This window comes from Microcystis aeruginosa NIES-4325 (assembly GCF_008974145.1).
Classification (GTDB): domain Bacteria; phylum Cyanobacteriota; class Cyanobacteriia; order Cyanobacteriales; family Microcystaceae; genus Microcystis; species Microcystis aeruginosa_G.
Genome location: NZ_BJKP01000025.1, coordinates 23163 through 40043 on the forward strand (window position 1 = coordinate 23163; position 16881 = coordinate 40043).

At 43.3% G+C, this 16881-nt stretch carries 19 protein-coding genes and 2 pseudogenes; 9 read left to right on the plus strand and 12 right to left on the minus strand.

Annotation, left to right across the window (positions count from 1 at the left end):
- Nucleotides 1-42 precede the first annotated feature (42 nt).
- From MiAbW_RS13745 to MiAbW_RS13750, 3 genes are all read right to left on the minus strand, one after another.
- Entirely contained in the window at nt 43-504 is a 462-nt protein-coding gene (locus MiAbW_RS13745) for a hypothetical protein (protein WP_151696572.1), read from the minus strand.
- 48 nt (nt 505-552) lie between these two features.
- A complete protein-coding gene (locus MiAbW_RS19615) occupies nt 553-708 on the minus strand; it encodes a hypothetical protein (protein ID WP_172967376.1) in 156 nt (51 codons plus the stop codon).
- Between the two features lie 71 nt (nt 709-779).
- Nucleotides 780-1748 (minus strand): helix-turn-helix domain-containing protein, encoded by a 969-nt coding sequence (locus MiAbW_RS13750; protein WP_151696573.1) that lies wholly within the window; start codon nt 1746-1748, stop codon nt 780-782.
- A gap of 580 nt (nt 1749-2328) precedes the next feature.
- Here MiAbW_RS13750 and MiAbW_RS13755 point away from each other — a divergent pair.
- The 5 genes and pseudogenes from MiAbW_RS13755 to MiAbW_RS20780 all read left to right on the plus strand — a co-directional run.
- A complete protein-coding gene (locus MiAbW_RS13755; RefSeq protein ID WP_151696574.1) occupies nt 2329-2991 on the plus strand; it encodes a potassium channel family protein in 663 nt (220 codons plus the stop codon).
- Nucleotides 2992-3024: 33 nt separating this feature from the next.
- Nucleotides 3025-3805: pseudogene (locus MiAbW_RS13760) on the plus strand (DUF2092 domain-containing protein).
- 91 nt (nt 3806-3896) lie between these two features.
- Complete coding sequence (locus MiAbW_RS13765; protein WP_151696575.1) at nt 3897-4139, plus strand: AbrB/MazE/SpoVT family DNA-binding domain-containing protein; 243 nt, start codon at nt 3897-3899, stop codon at nt 4137-4139.
- Nucleotides 4136-4468 (plus strand): type II toxin-antitoxin system PemK/MazF family toxin, encoded by a 333-nt coding sequence (locus tag MiAbW_RS13770; protein ID WP_151696594.1) that lies wholly within the window; start codon nt 4136-4138, stop codon nt 4466-4468. The genes MiAbW_RS13765 and MiAbW_RS13770 overlap by 4 nt, the downstream gene beginning before the upstream one ends.
- Before the next feature lie 19 nt (nt 4469-4487).
- Nucleotides 4488-4586, plus strand: a pseudogene (locus MiAbW_RS20780) (DUF6515 family protein); the annotation flags it as partial.
- Here MiAbW_RS20780 and MiAbW_RS13775 read toward each other — a convergent pair.
- On the minus strand, nt 4583-7645 hold the full coding sequence (locus MiAbW_RS13775; protein ID WP_151696576.1) for a DEAD/DEAH box helicase: 3063 nt from the start codon (nt 7643-7645) through the stop codon (nt 4583-4585). The pseudogene MiAbW_RS20780 and the gene MiAbW_RS13775 sit on opposite strands and share 4 nt — an antisense overlap.
- A 200-nt stretch (nt 7646-7845) precedes the next feature.
- Between MiAbW_RS13775 and MiAbW_RS13780 the strand changes: the two genes are divergently transcribed.
- Nucleotides 7846-8634 carry a pentapeptide repeat-containing protein gene (locus MiAbW_RS13780; RefSeq protein ID WP_151696577.1) on the plus strand — a complete coding sequence of 263 codons (789 nt, stop codon included), beginning with the start codon at nt 7846-7848 and terminating at the stop codon, nt 8632-8634.
- Here MiAbW_RS13780 and MiAbW_RS13785 read toward each other — a convergent pair.
- The 3 genes from MiAbW_RS13785 to MiAbW_RS13795 form a co-directional block, all read right to left on the minus strand.
- On the minus strand, nt 8631-9002 hold the full coding sequence (locus MiAbW_RS13785) for an ArsR/SmtB family transcription factor (RefSeq protein WP_002772122.1): 372 nt from the start codon (nt 9000-9002) through the stop codon (nt 8631-8633). The genes MiAbW_RS13780 and MiAbW_RS13785 overlap by 4 nt on opposite strands.
- 103 nt (nt 9003-9105) lie before the next feature.
- Entirely contained in the window at nt 9106-9270 is a 165-nt protein-coding gene (locus MiAbW_RS13790) for a metallothionein (protein WP_151696578.1), read from the minus strand.
- Nucleotides 9271-9472: 202 nt separating this feature from the next.
- A complete protein-coding gene (locus tag MiAbW_RS13795; protein ID WP_151696579.1) occupies nt 9473-10045 on the minus strand; it encodes a DUF2808 domain-containing protein in 573 nt (190 codons plus the stop codon).
- Between the two features lie 144 nt (nt 10046-10189).
- Here MiAbW_RS13795 and recF point away from each other — a divergent pair, with 144 nt between their 5' ends.
- Nucleotides 10190-11317, plus strand: coding sequence for a DNA replication/repair protein RecF (gene recF, locus MiAbW_RS13800; RefSeq protein WP_151696580.1), 1128 nt, complete (start codon nt 10190-10192; stop codon nt 11315-11317).
- Between the two features lie 99 nt (nt 11318-11416).
- On the opposite strand, the gene rpiA is transcribed toward recF, so the two are convergent.
- Nucleotides 11417-12127, minus strand: a complete 711-nt coding sequence (gene rpiA, locus MiAbW_RS13805; RefSeq protein WP_002747271.1) for a ribose-5-phosphate isomerase RpiA — start codon at nt 12125-12127, stop codon at nt 11417-11419.
- A gap of 72 nt (nt 12128-12199) precedes the next feature.
- Entirely contained in the window at nt 12200-12727 is a 528-nt protein-coding gene (locus MiAbW_RS13810) for an RNA recognition motif domain-containing protein (protein WP_151696581.1), read from the minus strand.
- 573 nt (nt 12728-13300) lie between these two features.
- Here MiAbW_RS13810 and MiAbW_RS13815 point away from each other — a divergent pair.
- Both MiAbW_RS13815 and MiAbW_RS13820 read left to right on the plus strand, forming a co-directional pair.
- Complete coding sequence (locus MiAbW_RS13815) at nt 13301-13501, plus strand: NblA/ycf18 family protein (protein WP_002739006.1); 201 nt, start codon at nt 13301-13303, stop codon at nt 13499-13501.
- Nucleotides 13502-13634: 133 nt separating this feature from the next.
- On the plus strand, nt 13635-14516 hold the full coding sequence (locus MiAbW_RS13820; protein ID WP_151696582.1) for a universal stress protein: 882 nt from the start codon (nt 13635-13637) through the stop codon (nt 14514-14516).
- A gap of 123 nt (nt 14517-14639) precedes the next feature.
- Here MiAbW_RS13820 and arsC read toward each other — a convergent pair whose 3' ends face one another.
- The 3 genes from arsC to arsB are packed head-to-tail and all read right to left on the minus strand — an operon-like array spanning nt 14640 to nt 16861.
- A complete protein-coding gene (gene arsC / locus MiAbW_RS13830; RefSeq protein WP_151696583.1) occupies nt 14640-15035 on the minus strand; it encodes an arsenate reductase, glutathione/glutaredoxin type in 396 nt (131 codons plus the stop codon).
- Between the two features lie 23 nt (nt 15036-15058).
- The gene (gene arsH, locus MiAbW_RS13835) at nt 15059-15706 is read right to left on the minus strand and encodes an arsenical resistance protein ArsH (RefSeq protein ID WP_151696584.1); all 648 of its coding nucleotides are present in this window, start codon (nt 15704-15706) and stop codon (nt 15059-15061) included.
- 9 nt (nt 15707-15715) lie between these two features.
- Nucleotides 15716-16861, minus strand: a complete 1146-nt coding sequence (gene arsB, locus MiAbW_RS13840; protein WP_151696585.1) for an ACR3 family arsenite efflux transporter — start codon at nt 16859-16861, stop codon at nt 15716-15718.
- Nucleotides 16862-16881 lie beyond the last annotated feature (20 nt).

Genomic DNA, 16881 nt, shown 5'->3' on the forward strand with positions numbered 1-16881 from the left:
TGCCTCTCCAGAGGGTTATCAATAAAAGCATAAAAGCAATCACTATTTACAGGCCATTACCGCAATCGTGTAGGCGTTATTATTCGCTCCGTTAATATTAAAATTAATCTGATAGGGCTGTCTACCCGTCGGTGATTGGAAGGGTAAAGAATAGGTTTCGCCCCGTTTCATTTCGACATTTTTCTTGAAGGCACTATTGACTGAATTATCGGGATATTTGAGATTGATCGTCACTCCGTATTTGCCATCGTTTTCGGGAACCATTACCCCCTTAAAAGACGCAAATTTTACCCCCGAGGGAATGGCGAAATCGGTGTTAAAGTTATTCTTTCCTATGGCATCGATCTGTTTGCGGATATGGGTCTGATTAGTGGCTACTTCTTTGAGGTACTGACAGTTTTTCGGAAGTTCTGTAGCCTTATATTTAGTAGCGGGAACAACCCCGATCGAGGTTAGTCCGAGGATTAAACCGACAGAGAGAAGGCTGAAAGTTTTTGTCAACATGATAGTTCTTCCCGTTAAGTTTTTCTAAAATTGGCTCTTCGGGGACGATTAAAGATAATTAAGTCTTAATTGTCCCGCCTTGACTTTTTCCGTGACCAAAGTTCTCACTAATTCTAATTCTTGGCGCGGGACTTGGTCATTTGTTTCTTCTGGCGTTAATTTCTTTGCGTCAACCCGTGAGATTTTCAGAGAATTGCTCCTCATTTACTACTAATATTTAACGTTGGCAGGCTCGGAGAAACTATCAAAATTCTGCAAATCTAACTTTTATTTTGTTAAGAATTATTTCGCAAAGTTGCCGACGGACACTCACCGAACATTTTCTTATAATCTTTGGCAAATTGACCCATGTGCCAGAATCCCCACTGTATGGCGATCGCACTAACGGTAATTCCTTTACCTGCAGAGGCTTTTAGTTGTCGTCGTACCCCGTTAAGACGTTGAATTTTGAGATAAGTCGCAGGTCCCAGGCCAAAACATTCCTGAAAACCGTAACGGAGGGTACGTTCACTAATGTGCAGTTCTTGGCAAAGATCGAGGATCGAGAGGGGGCGATCGAGATTGTCCAGTAAGATCTCCTCTGCTCGTTTAATGTAGGGATATCGTATTGAAGGGCGCAGCGGCGGATCGTTTTGATGGGAATCGAGTACATCTAGAACCAGAGAGATAAAATCCTCTCGGATCAGCGATTGCATAGCTGGCTGTAGAATTGTCTGGGGTTGTCTCCAGAAAAGCTCAAAAATATATCTTAAATGAGAGCGAAATCGTCTCAGGACAGTCGGCTCTGGTTGAATTGCCAGGGTTGAATCCGTAATCAAAGATACTACCCGAGAACGATCGGTTTGTTCGGCTAGGGAAAACAGAGAATCGATATCGATAGTAACCAGAGCGAGGGGGAAGTTTCCTGATCGAAGCATATCGATCCCCCTGTAACTTTTCTGCAAGAGAGCGGAATTCGACGATAAGGAATACCCGTGCCACTTGAACACCTGGGGTGTGGACAAGGGTATGCCGACGGTGATTGTCCCAGGAGGAGAATCCCCCTGAGAACGAATTCCTCGATTGTAAATCGGTCGGGCGAATTGTATGCCCCCGACTTGAGCTACGAACAGTTCCCCCTCGAAACTTCCCGCCTCGATCGGTCGATGAACCATGTCCCAATGAAAAGCTCTCATCTGCGACCCTAGTTCATCGATATCGTGAAAAGGAAGAGTCTCGATCAGGGGCCGTAAATTGATATCCATTTTGTCTGATTTAGGATAGCGGAATTATTAAAAATCATTAAGTATTATTAAGAGTTATTCTCTTGTCAATATGCAGGATACCTCACCAATCTTAATTGTAGAGTTTTTTGGCTTTTATGGGTTAATAACGTCAGACTCTAACTTTTTGGCTCTTCTCGACTTTGTGTGATAATTTTTGCTTATGAAATCGTGAAATGTTTACTGGGAAAGACTTTTAGGACTATTTTGTTAAATAGACTATCAGTATAGACCAGTATAGACCTCGTTTCCACACAGAAACCAGAAGAGCCACTTTTTTCCTTAATTGAAAGAAATAGGGGTTTCTCGTTATCCGCAATATTTTTTAAAATTTATGGTCAATTCTTAATAAAAAAATTACCGAAAAGTTCTATCTATAAGTCTAAGTTTGCCATTTTTTGATAGCGATCGCTCTTGCCAAGCTTCTATAATAGTCTTCTAGAGGCTAATAGATACAAACTCGCTGTTTATTCAAGCAAGAAAATTCAGAAAGAAGATAGGAGATAAATACCCTTAAAATTGATTAGCAGGAGGAGATATTACCAATTAAAGGTTCGCCGCTATGAAATTCCGTCAATTGACGCAGGCAACAGAAAATAAATACAATCGGCTGCTGGCAAATCTAGTCTTGCTCTACATTATTTACCCATTTTTAGTATATCTACCCCTGGGAGATTGGCTGATTTTCTTTTTCTTCTCCCTCTCCCTGATCATCGCCGTCTATCAGATTGACCGCAGTAAATTGGCTTTAAGATGTAATATCGGTCTGTTTGTAATTGCCCTCCTCCTGCGAGCATTCGGCACGATTATCCCTCTTTATAGCGATTTAACTGGTTGGTTCGATCTGTCTAGTACATTAATTTCTCTCGCTTTTATTAGTTTATGCGTGTACTCGATTTTACGAGAATTAATTCTCGCCGAACAGGTAACATCCGATATCATCAAAGGGGGAATTTGTGTCTATTTTCTCCTAGGATTTTTCTGGGCATCCGCTTATAGTATTGTTCAGATTTTCGACCCCGATGCCTTTAGCTCCGCCGCTAAAACCGTCAACCAGGCGGATATAATTCATTTCAGCTTTACTACCCTGGCCACGGTGGGCTACGGTGATATCGTTCCTACCAGTAAATTGGCCAGAGTTCTGGCCAATTTAGAGGGAATGACTGGGGTTCTCTATCCCGCCGTTTTTATTGCTCGTTTAGTCAGTTTACACAATGGTCGTTAACCAAAACAATCCATGGCCTTGGGGGAATATTAGATGATTATGCCTCGCTTCGTGCCGATTCTTTCTCGGCTTTTGCCCTGGGTCGCCGCCGCAGGAGTCTTGGCGGAAATACCGACTCTATCCCAGGAAATCCGCCCAAAAACGGCGGAACAGGTGATCGAGCAACTCTGTGCTAATTTAACCAAACAGCGATCGTTCACCGTCAATATGGATGTCACCTATGACGATATACTCGACTCCGGAGCGAAAGTTCAGTACAGTGCCTATCAAAACATCTGGGTAAAGAAACCCGATCGCCTGCGCTCGGACTACACTGGGGATGAACGAGTTACCCGCTTTTTTTACGACGGTAAAACCTTCACCCTCGCAGATCTGGAACGGGATCTATACGTCACGAAACCGGCACCGAATACTCTAGATGAAGCCTTAGACTAGGTAGAGCAAAGGTACGGAGTCACCATTCCCATGTCAAATCTAGCAGCGAACGATCCCTGTGCAGATCTAATGGCTGATGTCGAGCAAATTATTTTTATCGGCAACAACATGGTCAATGGCGAACAAACGTATTGCTTGTTGCTTGCTGATCGGTAGCGATCGCGATTATCAAATCTGGGTCACGCAGGATGCCACCCCCCTACTGAGGAAAGCGATTATCACCTATAAAACTCTACCCGGTTCACCCCAGTACACGGCAATATTATCCGATTGGAATTTTAAGCCTAGTACACCCGCCGATACTTTCACTTTCCAACCGGGGTCAGAGTCGATCGGTATCGAACTTCTACCCCCTAGGGATAATCAATCCCCGCCTTAAAGCCCGTTCATAAAATGCGATCGCTTGTCGGTATTCCCCGAAATCAGAGTTTTGATATACTTTGAATATCTAACGAATTCGAGGTGGGATCATGAAGTCGCAGATTGGACGCTGGGGTAATTCTTTAGCGATTCGGATTCCCAAGTATGCGGTGGAGGCACTGAACCTCAATCCTAATGACGTTGTTGAATGTTCTGTGGAAAACGGAAAGCTAGTAATTGAGCTAATTCAAGCCTTGCCTGAGTTAAGCCTAGAAGAACTACTGACTGAGGTTGTTGAATCACCGGAGCCGGAGGTGGATTGGGGACGGCCAACGGGAGAGGAGGTTTGGTGACATACATTCCAGAACGTGGAGATTTCGTGCGGTTGAGCTTTGACCCACAAATTGGGCATGAGCAAATGGGTAATCGTCCAGCACTGGTGGTAAGCCATATTGATTTTAATCGCAAGATTGGTTTTGCCTTTGTCTGCCCGGTGAGCAGTACGCAACGCCAGAAACCTTTCTACGTCAAGATTCCAGATGGAGAGGCGGTGACAGGAGTTATTATGGTAGATCAACTGCGATCGTTGGACTTCCGAGCGAGAAAAGCGAGCTTTATCGGCAAGTGTCCAGAACAGTTGCTCCAGGATGTTCTCAGAAGAATTAAGCCGATTCTGTTCTGATCGGGACATTCTCAAAATCCTTACGGCTGACAATACGCTTTATTACAATTGCAGCGGCATTTACTATCGGCCTCTGTTTCAGAATGTTTGCACGGTTTATCAGGTGGTTCGCTTCTAATCGGTTTCTTCTTCATCGATAATTGCCGATCGATCTAATAATAATAAATCTCGCAGGCGATCGGTATCTAATTCTGTTAACCAATTTTCCCCAGCATCTACGGTTTGTTCCGCTAATTGTTTCTTGCTTTCGATCATCTCATTAATGCGTTCCTCTAGGGTTCCCGTACAGATGAATTTATGCACCTGAACGTTGCGTTTTTGTCCGATGCGGAAAGCGCGATCGGTGGCCTGGTTTTCTACGGCCGGATTCCACCAACGATCGATATGAAAAACGTGATTAGCGCGGGTTAGATTTAATCCCGTTCCCCCCGCTTTCAGGGAGAGAATAAAAATCTTCGGTCCTTGGGGATCATTTTGAAAGCGCTCGATCATTTCTACCCGATCTTTTGTTTTGGTAGAACCGGAGAGAAATAATATTTCCTCGGCTAATTTTTTCTGGAGATGGGTTTGTAGGAGTTTTCCCCACTCGGCAAATTGTGTAAAAATTAAAGCTCGATCGCCTTCTGCTATCACTTCCTCTACCATGGCTTCTAAGCGTAATAATTTTCCCGATCTTTGACTGCTTTCTAAACTATTTTCTTTCAAAAAGTGAGCGGGATGATTACAAACTTGTTTGAGCTGCATTAGCAAGGTTAAAATTAATCCATGTCTCTGAATTCCTTGAGTTTCTTCAATTTTTTGGAGAGTTGTCTCGACTAATTGTTGATAAAGTTGTCCCTGTTCTTTCGATAAACCACACAGGACATTCATTTCCTGTTTTTCTGGTAAATCTTCGATAATAGTTTTATCGGTTTTTAATCTCCGTAAAATAAAAGGACGGACAAGGGAACGCAAATTATGCAGGGATTCTTGATCGCCGTATTTTTCAATGGGAAGGGCAAAACGACGCTGAAAAAAGGCTTGAGTTCCTAAAAAATTGGGATTGAGAAAATCCAAAATTGACCATAATTCTGTCAGGCGATTTTCTACGGGAGTTCCCGTTAAGGCAATCCGAAATCCTGCGGGTATTTTTCGCACTGTTTGGGATTGTTTAGCCGTAGAATTTTTGATATTTTGAGCCTCATCTAAAACTAAACCTTGCCATTGTACTGCTTCCAAAGTGGAGAGATCGCGATAGATTAAAGGATAACTGGTAATAACAACCGATTTATTTTTTATCTCTTGAGCAAAAGCTTGCCCTTTTAATCTTTTTTCGCCATGATGCACAAAAACCGCCAGGGTGGGAGCAAATTTTCTTAACTCATGTTCCCAGTTATTGACCACAGAAGTGGGAGCCACCACTAACACAGGATTAACTAACATATCCTCTTCTTTTAATGCTAGTAAAAAAGCGATTAATTGCGGGGTTTTTCCTAAACCCATATCATCGGCTAAACAAGCACCTAAACCCCACTTTTCTAGGAAAGCTAACCAACTAACTCCCTTGAGTTGATAGGGACGTAATTCTCCCCGAAATTCCCGCGGTGGGTTGATTAATTGAATCCCTTGATTGTTGTTTAAATTATCAATTAATTCCTTTAATGCTCCCTCCGCTTGGAAGTTGACTACCGGCAGTTTAGCAATGAGATTATTATCTCCTGAACTCAAGCGCAGGGCATCCTCCACCGAGAGATTCAGGGGAGTGATGGTATTATTTAAAATTGCCTGAGCTGCTTTAACATCGCTAGGTTGTAGGATTAACCATTTACCCCCCACTTCCACCACTGGCGATTTCTTCTCTAATAACTTATCAAAATCTTTTTTCGATATTTCCTGTTCCCCTACCACTAATTTAAGCTGAAAGTTTAACAAACTGGTTAAACTTAATCTTTCTCCTTTTTTGGGAGTTACACTGGCAGCAATCTTAATTCCTAATCTTTGTTCATTACTACCGGCAGTTAAACCCGTGGGCAAAATTACCCCTAATCCCTGCTCTTGCAATTGCCAAGCGATCGAGCGAATAAACTGATAAACTTCGATCGAATCAAGAGAACATTCCTCCGGGTGTCTTTGCTCTAAACTAATTCTAATCGGTTCGTACAATCGCACCGCTAGTCCCAATCCTTTTAAGAGAATTTCTTGGGGATTATTGACAACTCTTTGATAACTATGATAACTTTCTTTGCCCTCTAACCAAATCAACTTGGCACTAATGAGAAATTCGGGATCATCTAACGCTTGTAAATAATAGGTGAGTTTCCAGGCTGTCCCTAGAGTGGGAGGTTGTAAACATAAACAAACACGGTATTGATTCTCGATTAATTGGCGATTATTGCCATTAACTAAACTTTCTTGGATAGGAAACACCCAGTTATTATAAGCATTTTCTAGACGCTGTAAATTCTTGGCTTCTAAGGCAATGTCATGATGATCACTGCTTAAAGATTGTAGCCAGGGTTTCACCATCAATGAGGGGGAAACATTAACAGTGCTATCTATCTTTTGTCGCAAACGAGAATCGACAATATTTTTTAAGCAATCGAGAATAATTGTTTGTGGTTCGCTATTTTCTTGATAGGTAAGACAGACCGGGGGGATGGTTTGGATAAACTTAGCTAAACGAGTGCGATCGATGGTACTATCTAGCAGCGGATACCAGCAACTTTCACCCTGATTTATTCCCGCTAAAAATTTCCCCCTTGCTAATAAATCTAAACTCCAACGGTGCAAATACAGCCAAAATCGTAGATCATTGCCGATAAATTCGGCCTTAGCTAGGGGTAATTTTTCCCATAACTGTACTATCATCCCCGCAGAAAAAGTTAATCCCGATACCTGCCATGGTTGCCAAGACAAGGATTTAGGTGTGGGTTCGAGAATTTGCCCCGACAGCAGCGGTAAAAAATATTTTTTCCTTGGGGGAGAATAACTAGGCAAACTCAGCTTGATTGATTCTGGAGAATACTGGTCAAGCTGAGGAGAAAATTTTTGGATAAATTGGGCTAATGCCCCAGATTCCAGACAAAAAGGATGATTGTCCTTTGTTTCACTTAATTCCTTCCCTTGCCACTGTTCACCCCAAAGAAAAAAAACACTATCCTGCGAACCAATCAGCCAATTACCGTGTAGAGTAGTCATTATGAGATAGGGAAATTCCTCTAAAAAACCTGCTGTTGAAAAGGTAACAAATCTCGATTTTGTCGCTTTTTCTGACGTTAAGAGCCTCTAGCCTCTATTTTAGTTGACAAGGGCTGATTTCTCAAGCAAAATCTAGTTCAGCGATTAGCCCCGATCGCATGGTTATTATCAATAATAATAGATAGAGTTATTTTTAAATTATGTACAAATCGATCGCCCTAACCCTAGCCCTCAGTCTTCCCCTTAACTTGTCCCTAGTTGGACAGACGGAAGATTTAAACCACCTACAGCAATTATTATCCACCCGAAAATGTCCCCAATGCGATCTCAGCGGTTCGGGGTTAGTGCAATCGAATCTAGCTGGGGCAAAATTAAATGGGGCTAATCTCGTCGGAGCCAATCTTAGTCAAGCTAATTTAAGTGGGGCGGATCTGAGTGGAGCAAATTTAACCGGTGCCTCTCTTTTTGGTGCTAATCTGACTGGATCGAACTTAACTGGGGCAATCTTGACGGGTGCGGATTTAAGAGGCGCTTATCTCAATAATGCTAACCTCGACAACACCAAGCTAGACACTGCATACGTGCAGGGTGCGGTGGGAATTCCCAGTAGCGCTGGTACGTCTGAACTATTCTATGGTCTAGGGATGGTGGAAGGAAAACAGGGACGCACCAGCGCCGCTATAGAAAATTTTAATAAGGCATTGACAATTAACTCAGAATATGCTCCAGCTTATCTAGCCCGGGCCATGGCTCACTATCGTCTGGGACAAAATGCTCTAGCGGCCCAGGATGCTCAAATGGCTTCGACTCTCTTTGAACAGCAAGGTAACACCCCTGGTTACGAAGCGGCAGAGAATTTTATTAAAGGCATGGAAATCGCCCTAAAACCGCGAGAACAAGGTGGTGGCAACGCTCAATTAGACCAAATGGTGCAGGGGATTGGTTCTCTGCTCTTACAGTTTGTTTTACCCGCTTTGGGACTGTTTTAGTCTTCGTCCGCTGGCTCTTCTAAATGTTCCGAGACCGCGTAATAAAGGTCAAGAACATGATGATCGGCAAGGCGATAAAAGACTCTCCGTCCCTGTTTTTGGTATTTAACTAATCTTAAGGCTCTTAGGGTTCTTAACTGGTGCGATACGGCCGATTCACTCATCCCTAAGTCGTCGGCTAAGTCACAAACACATAATTCTTGTTTGGCTAAAAGCGACAGAATTCTGAGGCGGTTGGCATCCCCCAAAAGGCTGAAAAATTCGGCCATTTTTTGGGCTTTTTCTAGTTCTAATCCCTGCAAGTGCTGGAATTTCGCCTCTTGGTGATGGGATTCCCCACAAACCGGTGCTATTTTCTCTATGGCCATGTTTTTTCCCGATCGGTTATTAATTCCGATACTTTCCCGTTCTTCCCAATAACTAGGGTTTGCTGAAAGGTTTTTAGATTTATTCGGCAAACCCTAACTAAATTTAACCGCAACCACAGCCCTTGTGTCCACAGCCTTTTTCGTTAACGTGACCATCGGCACAAGCTTGGCAACAGTAGTATTGATCGTTTTTTTTGATCGCATCGGCGATCGAGACTACACACAAACAGGATTCACAAGCACATTTCATGGTGGTTACAGCGATCATAGCTACTACCTCTGAACTTCTTTACTGAGTTTAGTATAACATCTGAACAGATGTTCAGGAATTGAATAAAGTTAAATGTTTCTAAAACTCAGACGGGAAAGTTAGGGCAGTTATCTCAAGGGTGAGGTAGGAAGTTATCAGTGATCAGTGATCAGATTTGAGTTTTCAGTTCACTGATTACTGTTTTTAGACGAGGAACAGCCTACCAGCGATCGCCAGCCTCATAAATTGCTAAGCGTCCGACTCCCAGATATAATCCAGGGGAATTCTCTCTGGGGGGATAAGCAGTGATTCCAAACTGATAGACACCAGCATAATCGGGATTTCGTACCGGTTTCAGACCGATAGAAACGGTATTACCCGGCGGGACAGGAGGATCAAAAATGACCGTGATCGTCTTAGTATTGGGGTCAAAGGTAGTGGATTTTAGGGTTAATTTTTCGCCTCGCTGATTGCGATCGCCAAGAAAAGCAAAAGTTTGATCGATAAGAAAAGCAATAGTTTGAATATTAGGCTGCTGTTGTAGGGTTACTTTGCCCAAGGGCGCTCCGAGAGACGGCGGCAGAGCGATGGTAAGATAGTATTTTGCTCCCCAAGCACGCACGGATTGGAAAGTAGCGAAGAAATTAACCAGAGTGGGAGAACTCTCAAAAAATATTCTGCCGTCGGGAAATTGTCCTGCGAGAGAGACAGAAGCATCAAAAGCGAGTATAGCAATCAAAGCCAGCTTATACAGACTTTCAATCTGTTTTAAAGGCAAAAAAGGAATTTTCAAAGTAAAAGCTACTATAAAATATTGATTGTCAAGGGGAATTATACCAAATTCACTTAACCCTCAACCGCTGCCATTATCAGTGATCAGTTATCAGCTTTTTTCTCCCCACTTCCCCACCCCCCAACACTTAACCCCCAACTTGCAATGTATCTAGAACACCTGCACCTTCACAGTTTTAGAAATTATGCTGAACAGTTGCTAAAATTCGAGTCCAAAAAAACAATATTATTGGGCAATAATGCTCAGGGAAAATCTAATTTACTAGAAGCGATCGAACTTTTGGCCACTCTCAAGAGTCATCGAGTCAGCAAGGATCGGGATCTGGTGCTAGAATCGGACTCAGAGGCGAGAATTTTTGCTAGGGTTAATCGTCTTTATGGGGCATCAGAATTAAGTTTAATTCTCCGTTCTTCCGGTCGTCGGACTGTGATCCGCGACCGTCAACCCCTACGCCGTCATCTCGATTTTTTGGGCGTGATTAATGCGGTACAATTTTCTAGTCTCGATCTGGATTTAGTGCGCGGTGGTCCGGAAGCTCGCCGGGATTGGTTAGATACTTTATTAATTCAATTAGAACCACTATACGTTCATATTTTACAGCAATATAATCAGGTTTTACGACAAAGAAATGCCCTCTTAAAAGAGATTCGTAAACAGGAATTAGAGGGAAAAGTTTATGAAGATTTATCCCAACTAAAACTCTGGGATTTACAATTAGCAGAAACAGGCTCAAGAGTAACGAGAAGAAGGGCGCGAGTCCTGCAAAGATTAATTCCTTTAGCCCAAAAATGGCACGAAAGTATTAGCGGAAAAACTGAATATCTAGAATTACAATATGTTCCCAATGTGCCTTGGGTGGAAGATGATGTCAATGGGGTACAAAGGGCTTTTTTAGATAAGATTGAAACCCGTCGTTTGGCCGAGAAACAACTAGGGACATCGGTAGTCGGTCCGCACCGGGATGAAGTGGATTTTTTAATTAACCAAAACCCCGCTAAATCCTACGGTTCCCAAGGACAACAAAGAACCTTAGTTTTAGCCTTGAAATTAGCAGAATTACAGTTATTAGAGCAGATTATCGGGGAACCTCCCCTACTACTCCTCGATGATGTTTTAGCGGAATTAGATATCGAACGACAAAATCAATTATTAGATGCGATCGAAGACCGGTTTCAAACTTTAATTACCACCACTCATCTCAGTTCTTTTGAGTCTCGCTGGTTGCAATCTTCCCAGATATTTTCTGTCAAAAGGGGACATATTTTTTATTAGCCTATAGCCCTCTGGTTATTTTGCTCTTTGTCTATATACACCCATAATAACAAAACAGGCCTGCGGCCTGTTTCACTATTAGATTAAGAATAATTAATCCTACTTAATTTCGCGCACTACCGGCTTACCGTCGATAATTTCACCGACGAGAATCAGATCAGCAACCCCGACAAATAAACCATTTTCTAAAACCCCCGGCATATTATTAATAGTTCTTTCCAAATCAGCCGGATCATCGATACTATCAAATTTAACATCGATAACTAAATTGCCTTGATCTGTCACCACGGGGCCGGCTTTTTTCACTCCCATGCGCAGGGAAGGTTTACCACCGAGGGCCTCTAATTTCAGCATAACTGGAGTCATGGCCATGGGTAACACTTCCACCGGCAAAAGAAAAGTCGATCCCAACTTATCCACCAGCTTATTGCCATCCACTACCACGACGAAAATATCGGCGAGACTATCGACAATTTTCTCCTGAGTATGGGCAGCACCGCCACCTTTAATCAGGTTTTTCTGTGGATCCACCTCATCGGCCCCATCGATAGCGATATCCATCTTGACGATGACATCGAGGGTAGTGAGGGGAATTCCGTACTTCCTAGCCAAAACTTGCGCTTGAAAAGAAGTAGGAACCCCGACAATATTGCTGATTTCCCCGCTTTGCAGTCTAGCGCCCAGATATTCGATCGCGTAGGCCGTTGTTGAACCAGTTCCTAATCCCACGACCGAATTAGATTGAACTAGATTAGCGGCGGCCTTACCGACCTCCTGTTTCATGATAATGACCGGATCGATTGCTGTCATGATGCACATTCCTAAAAGCGATGTTTTGAACCTCTTAGTTATCGGCTATCCCTTGCCCTCTTGTCAATGCAATTAGGGATTAGTGGCCTGAGCTGCTAACATTTCCTTGAGTTTAGCCAATTCATTGGCCCAACGGGGATCTGGCTGTAAAGCGTCACCATCGCCGGTAACTTTCGGGGTATTATTGCCACCCCGTTCAGCCTTGCGTTTTTTGCCGCCACCACCACCACCACTGGATTTGCGCGGTGCTGCCGTCGTCGGTTTTGGAGTCGGTCTTTCGACTTTTTCTGGGGTTTCTACGCTTGCCTCGGTGCCTTCTGCTTCTTCTCCTTCTTCTTTACCTCCCTTGCTGCGGGGGAGGGCTTTCTCGATTTTGATCGGGTTTTCCATGAAGGATTGACCGTTGTATTTTTCGATAAACTGGTCAGCTAGTTCATCGCTAGGGACGGTAACGAAAGCAAAACCGCGACATTTGCCGGTTTTGCGGTCTTTGATGACTTTAGTGGTGATCGTATCCCCTTCATCGGCAAAAAGCGCCTGTAATTTTTCGCGCTCGACGGATTCTTTGGGCAAATTACCAACGTATAGACGAACGGACATGATGGATTCCTCCAAGTATAGGTTGATGTAAAAACTTGTGCGACATTCCGTGCCTGTATGCTGATTTTTTTAAGGCAAACAGAGCTAAGGAAGATATTTCCCAGCGATAAGCTTGTAGTTTCTGCACGATAGCGGCTGTGGCCGTCAATTTTGACTATCCTTAACGATTTCAACGAGAGGGACGGAATCTAGGGGTTACGTTTTTTAGCTGTTAACAGGGCTAATCATTCAACTTACCCGATTTCTGTCGCTCTCTTCGATTATTACAGAATGTTTACACAATTTGTCAAATATTTTCTCTCGCTCTGGGCTGCCCTAGAAAGAAATAAGTATAAATACTTAAGTATTTGTTCACAGTAAACAAATTTTTCTGAAAACTCTTGCTAAATGTATCATTATATGCTTATTTCCTTTTGGCGGCGGGGTATCCTAGCTAACAGGAGGGAAAAAGCAAAACCCTCTTTACAGATACATTGACACTTTGTCAAGTATTTGTTACATTAGTTAAAAAAGGTGATACCGATCACCCATCTCGCTTGTTATCAACCACTGCCTTCATCAAGGAGGAACACCATGTCTCAACCGATCGAACTTTCCTTAGAACAACAGTTCAACATTCGTTCTTTTCAGACTCAGGTAGAAAAAATGAGTCAGGAGCAAGCGCAGGATTTCCTGATCAAGCTCTACGAACAAATGATGGTCAGGGAAAATATGTACAAAGCTTTTCTCAAACACCAGTGGGGTCTAGATTCTAATCCCTGGGCCCCCCAGTAACTCATTTCACCCCTGCGGGCGACCTCTTTCTCCGGCTGGGTTTCTCCAGAAACGAGCTAGGGATGCGGGGCGCATTTCTTCCCCTTTTTAGCTATTCTTAGGGAAGGATAACCGAATTGCTAGGGGTTAATTTATGTTCGAGCGCGCTTTGATCTGTACAGATCTTTTCGATGGTCTCCATCGTCTTGTCCATTGTGTGCCACACTTAGCCCTGAGCGGCTTAAAACAAGTTATCTTCCTCCACAGTATTCCGATTTGGGAACAACCCACCCTAGCCACCGTAGATCAAGGGAAAATTGATGCGGCCAAAGAAAAATTATCCCCAGCTTTAGCAAATATTCCCGACGGTATGACAGTTATTGTCGAAATCTCTAACCGTCGTCCCGTGGATGCTGTGCGGGAAATCCTCGCGCATCACTCTATTGACGTGATTTTGATGGGAAATCCCATGCGCGGTGCTGTCCAAGAAAAATTATTCGGTAGTACCAGTTTAGCGATCGCAGGTATTACTGATATTCCGCTGCTGATTTTCCGACCGCAATTATTATCAGTTTATACCCGCGATGAATTGGCCCTGCGCTGTCAGCATCTCTGGAAACATTTATTAATTCCCTACGATGGCAGTTCCGACGCAACTTATCTAATTGAACAGATAGAAAAATACGCCCAAACTTGCGCCCCCGGCTCTTTTGAGCAATGTCTTCTCGTCCGGGTAGTGGAAAATATCAGTCGGGATCCCAATGTCACCGAATACCGTTTAAATGATGCCCGTCGGGAACTAGAATCGGTGCAAGCGCGACTAGAAAAACTCGGTTTGCAAGTACAGAGCCAAGTGCGACAAGGAACACCTGTATTAGAAGTTTTGACGGCAGCGGAAGAAGATGACATCAGTGCCATCGCAGTGGCTACCTGCCATCGTTCTAATATGTTGGAATGGTTAGCCGTGCGTCGGATTAATGAAGATATTCTTCATCAACTGTGGTTTCCGCTCTTATTTTTCTCACCGAAGGGATAGACTGGAAAAAAGATCCTCTTGGGGATAAACCACAGAGGCACAAAGGACACAGAGAGGAAGACAGATTTGATCGGTAAAATCTATCACACAAAAAACAAGAGAGCTGCAAAAATTTTTGGAAAATTAACTTAACTGCTCAATTAATCCGACAACTTTAGCCTTAATCTCATCGCGAACTCGGCGAAAAGTTTCGATGGGTTGACCATCGGGATCATCAATTAACCAATCCTCGAAAATTTCCTGTAAAACCCATCCTTCCGGCAGATTGACACCGCAACCACATAGGGATATAACGGCATCGTAATCTTCGGGATTAAAATCCCTAATTGATTTAGAAGTTTGGTCAGTAATATCGATACCAATTTCCCCCATAACTTCGATTGCCCCGGGGTGAACTTTGGCCGCTTCCAATCCAGAACTGGTGACAGCAATTTTACCCGCACCTAAAGTTTTAGCGAAACCTTCGGCGATTTGGGAACGACAGGAATTTTTTCTACAGGCAAACATGACTTTTTTCATGATTTTAACTCCTAGTAATTGATTTAATTAATAGCTTTATGGGCAATTGTGGCTATGTCTTGGGCAGCTTTTTCCTTCCTTTCACTATAGCGATCGGTCAGATAATCTACCTGATCTCGCAGGAGAATGGTAAACTTATAAAGTTCCTCCATCACATCAATAACCCGATCTCGATAGGGGGAATCTTTCATCCTGCCATCCTCGTGAAACTCTTGATAAGCTTTAGCCACCGAAGATTGATTAGGAATAGTAAACATTCGCATCCAACGACCAAGAATTCGCAAAGTATTAACCGCGTTAAAAGATTGGGAACCTCCGCTTACTTGCATGACTGCTAAGGTGCGGCCTTGAGTTGGCCGAATCGCACCAATACTTAAGGGAATCCAATCAATTTGGTTTTTGATAATGCCGCTAATATTACCGTGAAGTTCGGGAGATGACCAGACTTGACCCTCGGACCATTGACTTAATTCTCGTAATTCTTGCACCTTGGCATGAGTATCGGGAACACTGCCATAAATCGGCAATTCACGGGGATCAAAAAAGCGCACTTCTGCCCCAAATTCAGTGATAATTCTGGCCGCTTCTTCTGCTAATAAACGACTGTAGGAACGTTCCCGCAAAGAACCATACAGAAAAAGAATTCTCGGTTTGTGAGTCGATTGGATCATGGTGAATAATTATTTATAAGAACTCAAGCAACGAGGATCAAGAAGGGTGGCTTTTTCTGGATCTCTGGGAAACCAAAAGGCGGTTTTTTTACAGAATTCTACCAACATTAACATCACAGGTACTTCAATCAATACCCCCACTACTGTGGCTAAAGCAGCCCCCGAATTCAATCCGAATAACATCACCGCAGTGGCGATCGCTACCTCAAAATGATTACTAGCACCAATTAAAGCAGCGGGAGCGGCATCTTCGTAAACTAAATTGAGTTTGAGAGCGGCCACATAACTAAGTAAAAAAATCAGATTAGTTTGAATAAAGAGGGGAATAGCAATCAGGAAAATATGCAGGGGATTACTAACAATTAAATCGCCTTTGAAAGCAAAGAGCAGGATTAAGGTTAACAATAAGGCAGTGATTGCCACAGGACTGAGATAGTGAAGAAAACGCGATTCAAACCAGGCGCGTCCTTTATGTTTAAAAATCCAGTGACGGCTATAGATACCAGCAATAAGCGGTAAACCAACGTAGATTAACACAGAAAAAACAATGGTCTGCCAAGGGACTACAAAATTATTAGCTGCCAGTAACCATTTACCTAGAGGAGCGTAGAGAAAAAGCATCGCTAAGGAATTGACTGCTACCATAATTAGGGTATGACCCTGGTTACTGTAGGAAAGATAGCCCCACATCAAGACCATGGCCGTACAGGGAGCAATTCCTAGTAAAATAGCTCCAGCAGTGTAGGAATTAGCTAAACTTACCGTCTGTCCTCGGATAATCTCCGTTTGACTCAACCAAGGCAGAAACAGCCAGCCGAGAAAAAATTGAGCCAGCGCCACCATGGTAAAGGGTTTGATCAGCCAATTAACCACTAAAGTTAAAATAACTGGTTTGGGAGTACGGGCAGCCCGAAGAGCCTGAGAAAAGTCGATCTTAACCATGATCGGATACATCATGAAGAAAAGACAGATGGCGATCGGAATAGAAACGTTATAGACACTCATGGCATCTAAAGTCCGCGCTACGTCCGGAAATGACCGACCGAGGGCAATTCCCGCCAAAATACAGAAAATAACCCAAAGGGTAAGGTATTTTTCAAAAACACTCAGGCTACCACCAGCTTTAGCGGCTTTAGGATTGATTTGATTAGTCATCGCACAAAGGTGGAAAGGGA

Coding starts and splice junctions, on each gene's coding strand:
- MiAbW_RS13785 (WP_002772122.1), bottom strand. CDS start 9,002: ATGGCCATAGAGAAAATAGCACCGGTTTGTGGGGAATCCCATCACCAA.
- arsC (WP_151696583.1), bottom strand. CDS start 15,035: ATGAAAAAAGTCATGTTTGCCTGTAGAAAAAATTCCTGTCGTTCCCAA.
- arsB (WP_151696585.1), bottom strand. CDS start 16,861: ATGACTAATCAAATCAATCCTAAAGCCGCTAAAGCTGGTGGTAGCCTG.
- MiAbW_RS13820 (WP_151696582.1), top strand. CDS start 13,635: ATGTTCGAGCGCGCTTTGATCTGTACAGATCTTTTCGATGGTCTCCAT.
- arsH (WP_151696584.1), bottom strand. CDS start 15,706: ATGATCCAATCGACTCACAAACCGAGAATTCTTTTTCTGTATGGTTCT.
- MiAbW_RS13745 (WP_151696572.1), bottom strand. CDS start 504: ATGTTGACAAAAACTTTCAGCCTTCTCTCTGTCGGTTTAATCCTCGGA.
- MiAbW_RS13755 (WP_151696574.1), top strand. CDS start 2,329: ATGAAATTCCGTCAATTGACGCAGGCAACAGAAAATAAATACAATCGG.
- MiAbW_RS13750 (WP_151696573.1), bottom strand. CDS start 1,748: ATGGATATCAATTTACGGCCCCTGATCGAGACTCTTCCTTTTCACGAT.
- rpiA (WP_002747271.1), bottom strand. CDS start 12,127: ATGACAGCAATCGATCCGGTCATTATCATGAAACAGGAGGTCGGTAAG.
- MiAbW_RS13810 (WP_151696581.1), bottom strand. CDS start 12,727: ATGTCCGTTCGTCTATACGTTGGTAATTTGCCCAAAGAATCCGTCGAG.
- recF (WP_151696580.1), top strand. CDS start 10,190: ATGTATCTAGAACACCTGCACCTTCACAGTTTTAGAAATTATGCTGAA.
- MiAbW_RS13790 (WP_151696578.1), bottom strand. CDS start 9,270: ATGATCGCTGTAACCACCATGAAATGTGCTTGTGAATCCTGTTTGTGT.
- MiAbW_RS13815 (WP_002739006.1), top strand. CDS start 13,301: ATGTCTCAACCGATCGAACTTTCCTTAGAACAACAGTTCAACATTCGT.
- MiAbW_RS13765 (WP_151696575.1), top strand. CDS start 3,897: ATGAAGTCGCAGATTGGACGCTGGGGTAATTCTTTAGCGATTCGGATT.
- MiAbW_RS13775 (WP_151696576.1), bottom strand. CDS start 7,645: ATGACTACTCTACACGGTAATTGGCTGATTGGTTCGCAGGATAGTGTT.
- MiAbW_RS19615 (WP_172967376.1), bottom strand. CDS start 708: ATGAGGAGCAATTCTCTGAAAATCTCACGGGTTGACGCAAAGAAATTA.
- MiAbW_RS13780 (WP_151696577.1), top strand. CDS start 7,846: ATGTACAAATCGATCGCCCTAACCCTAGCCCTCAGTCTTCCCCTTAAC.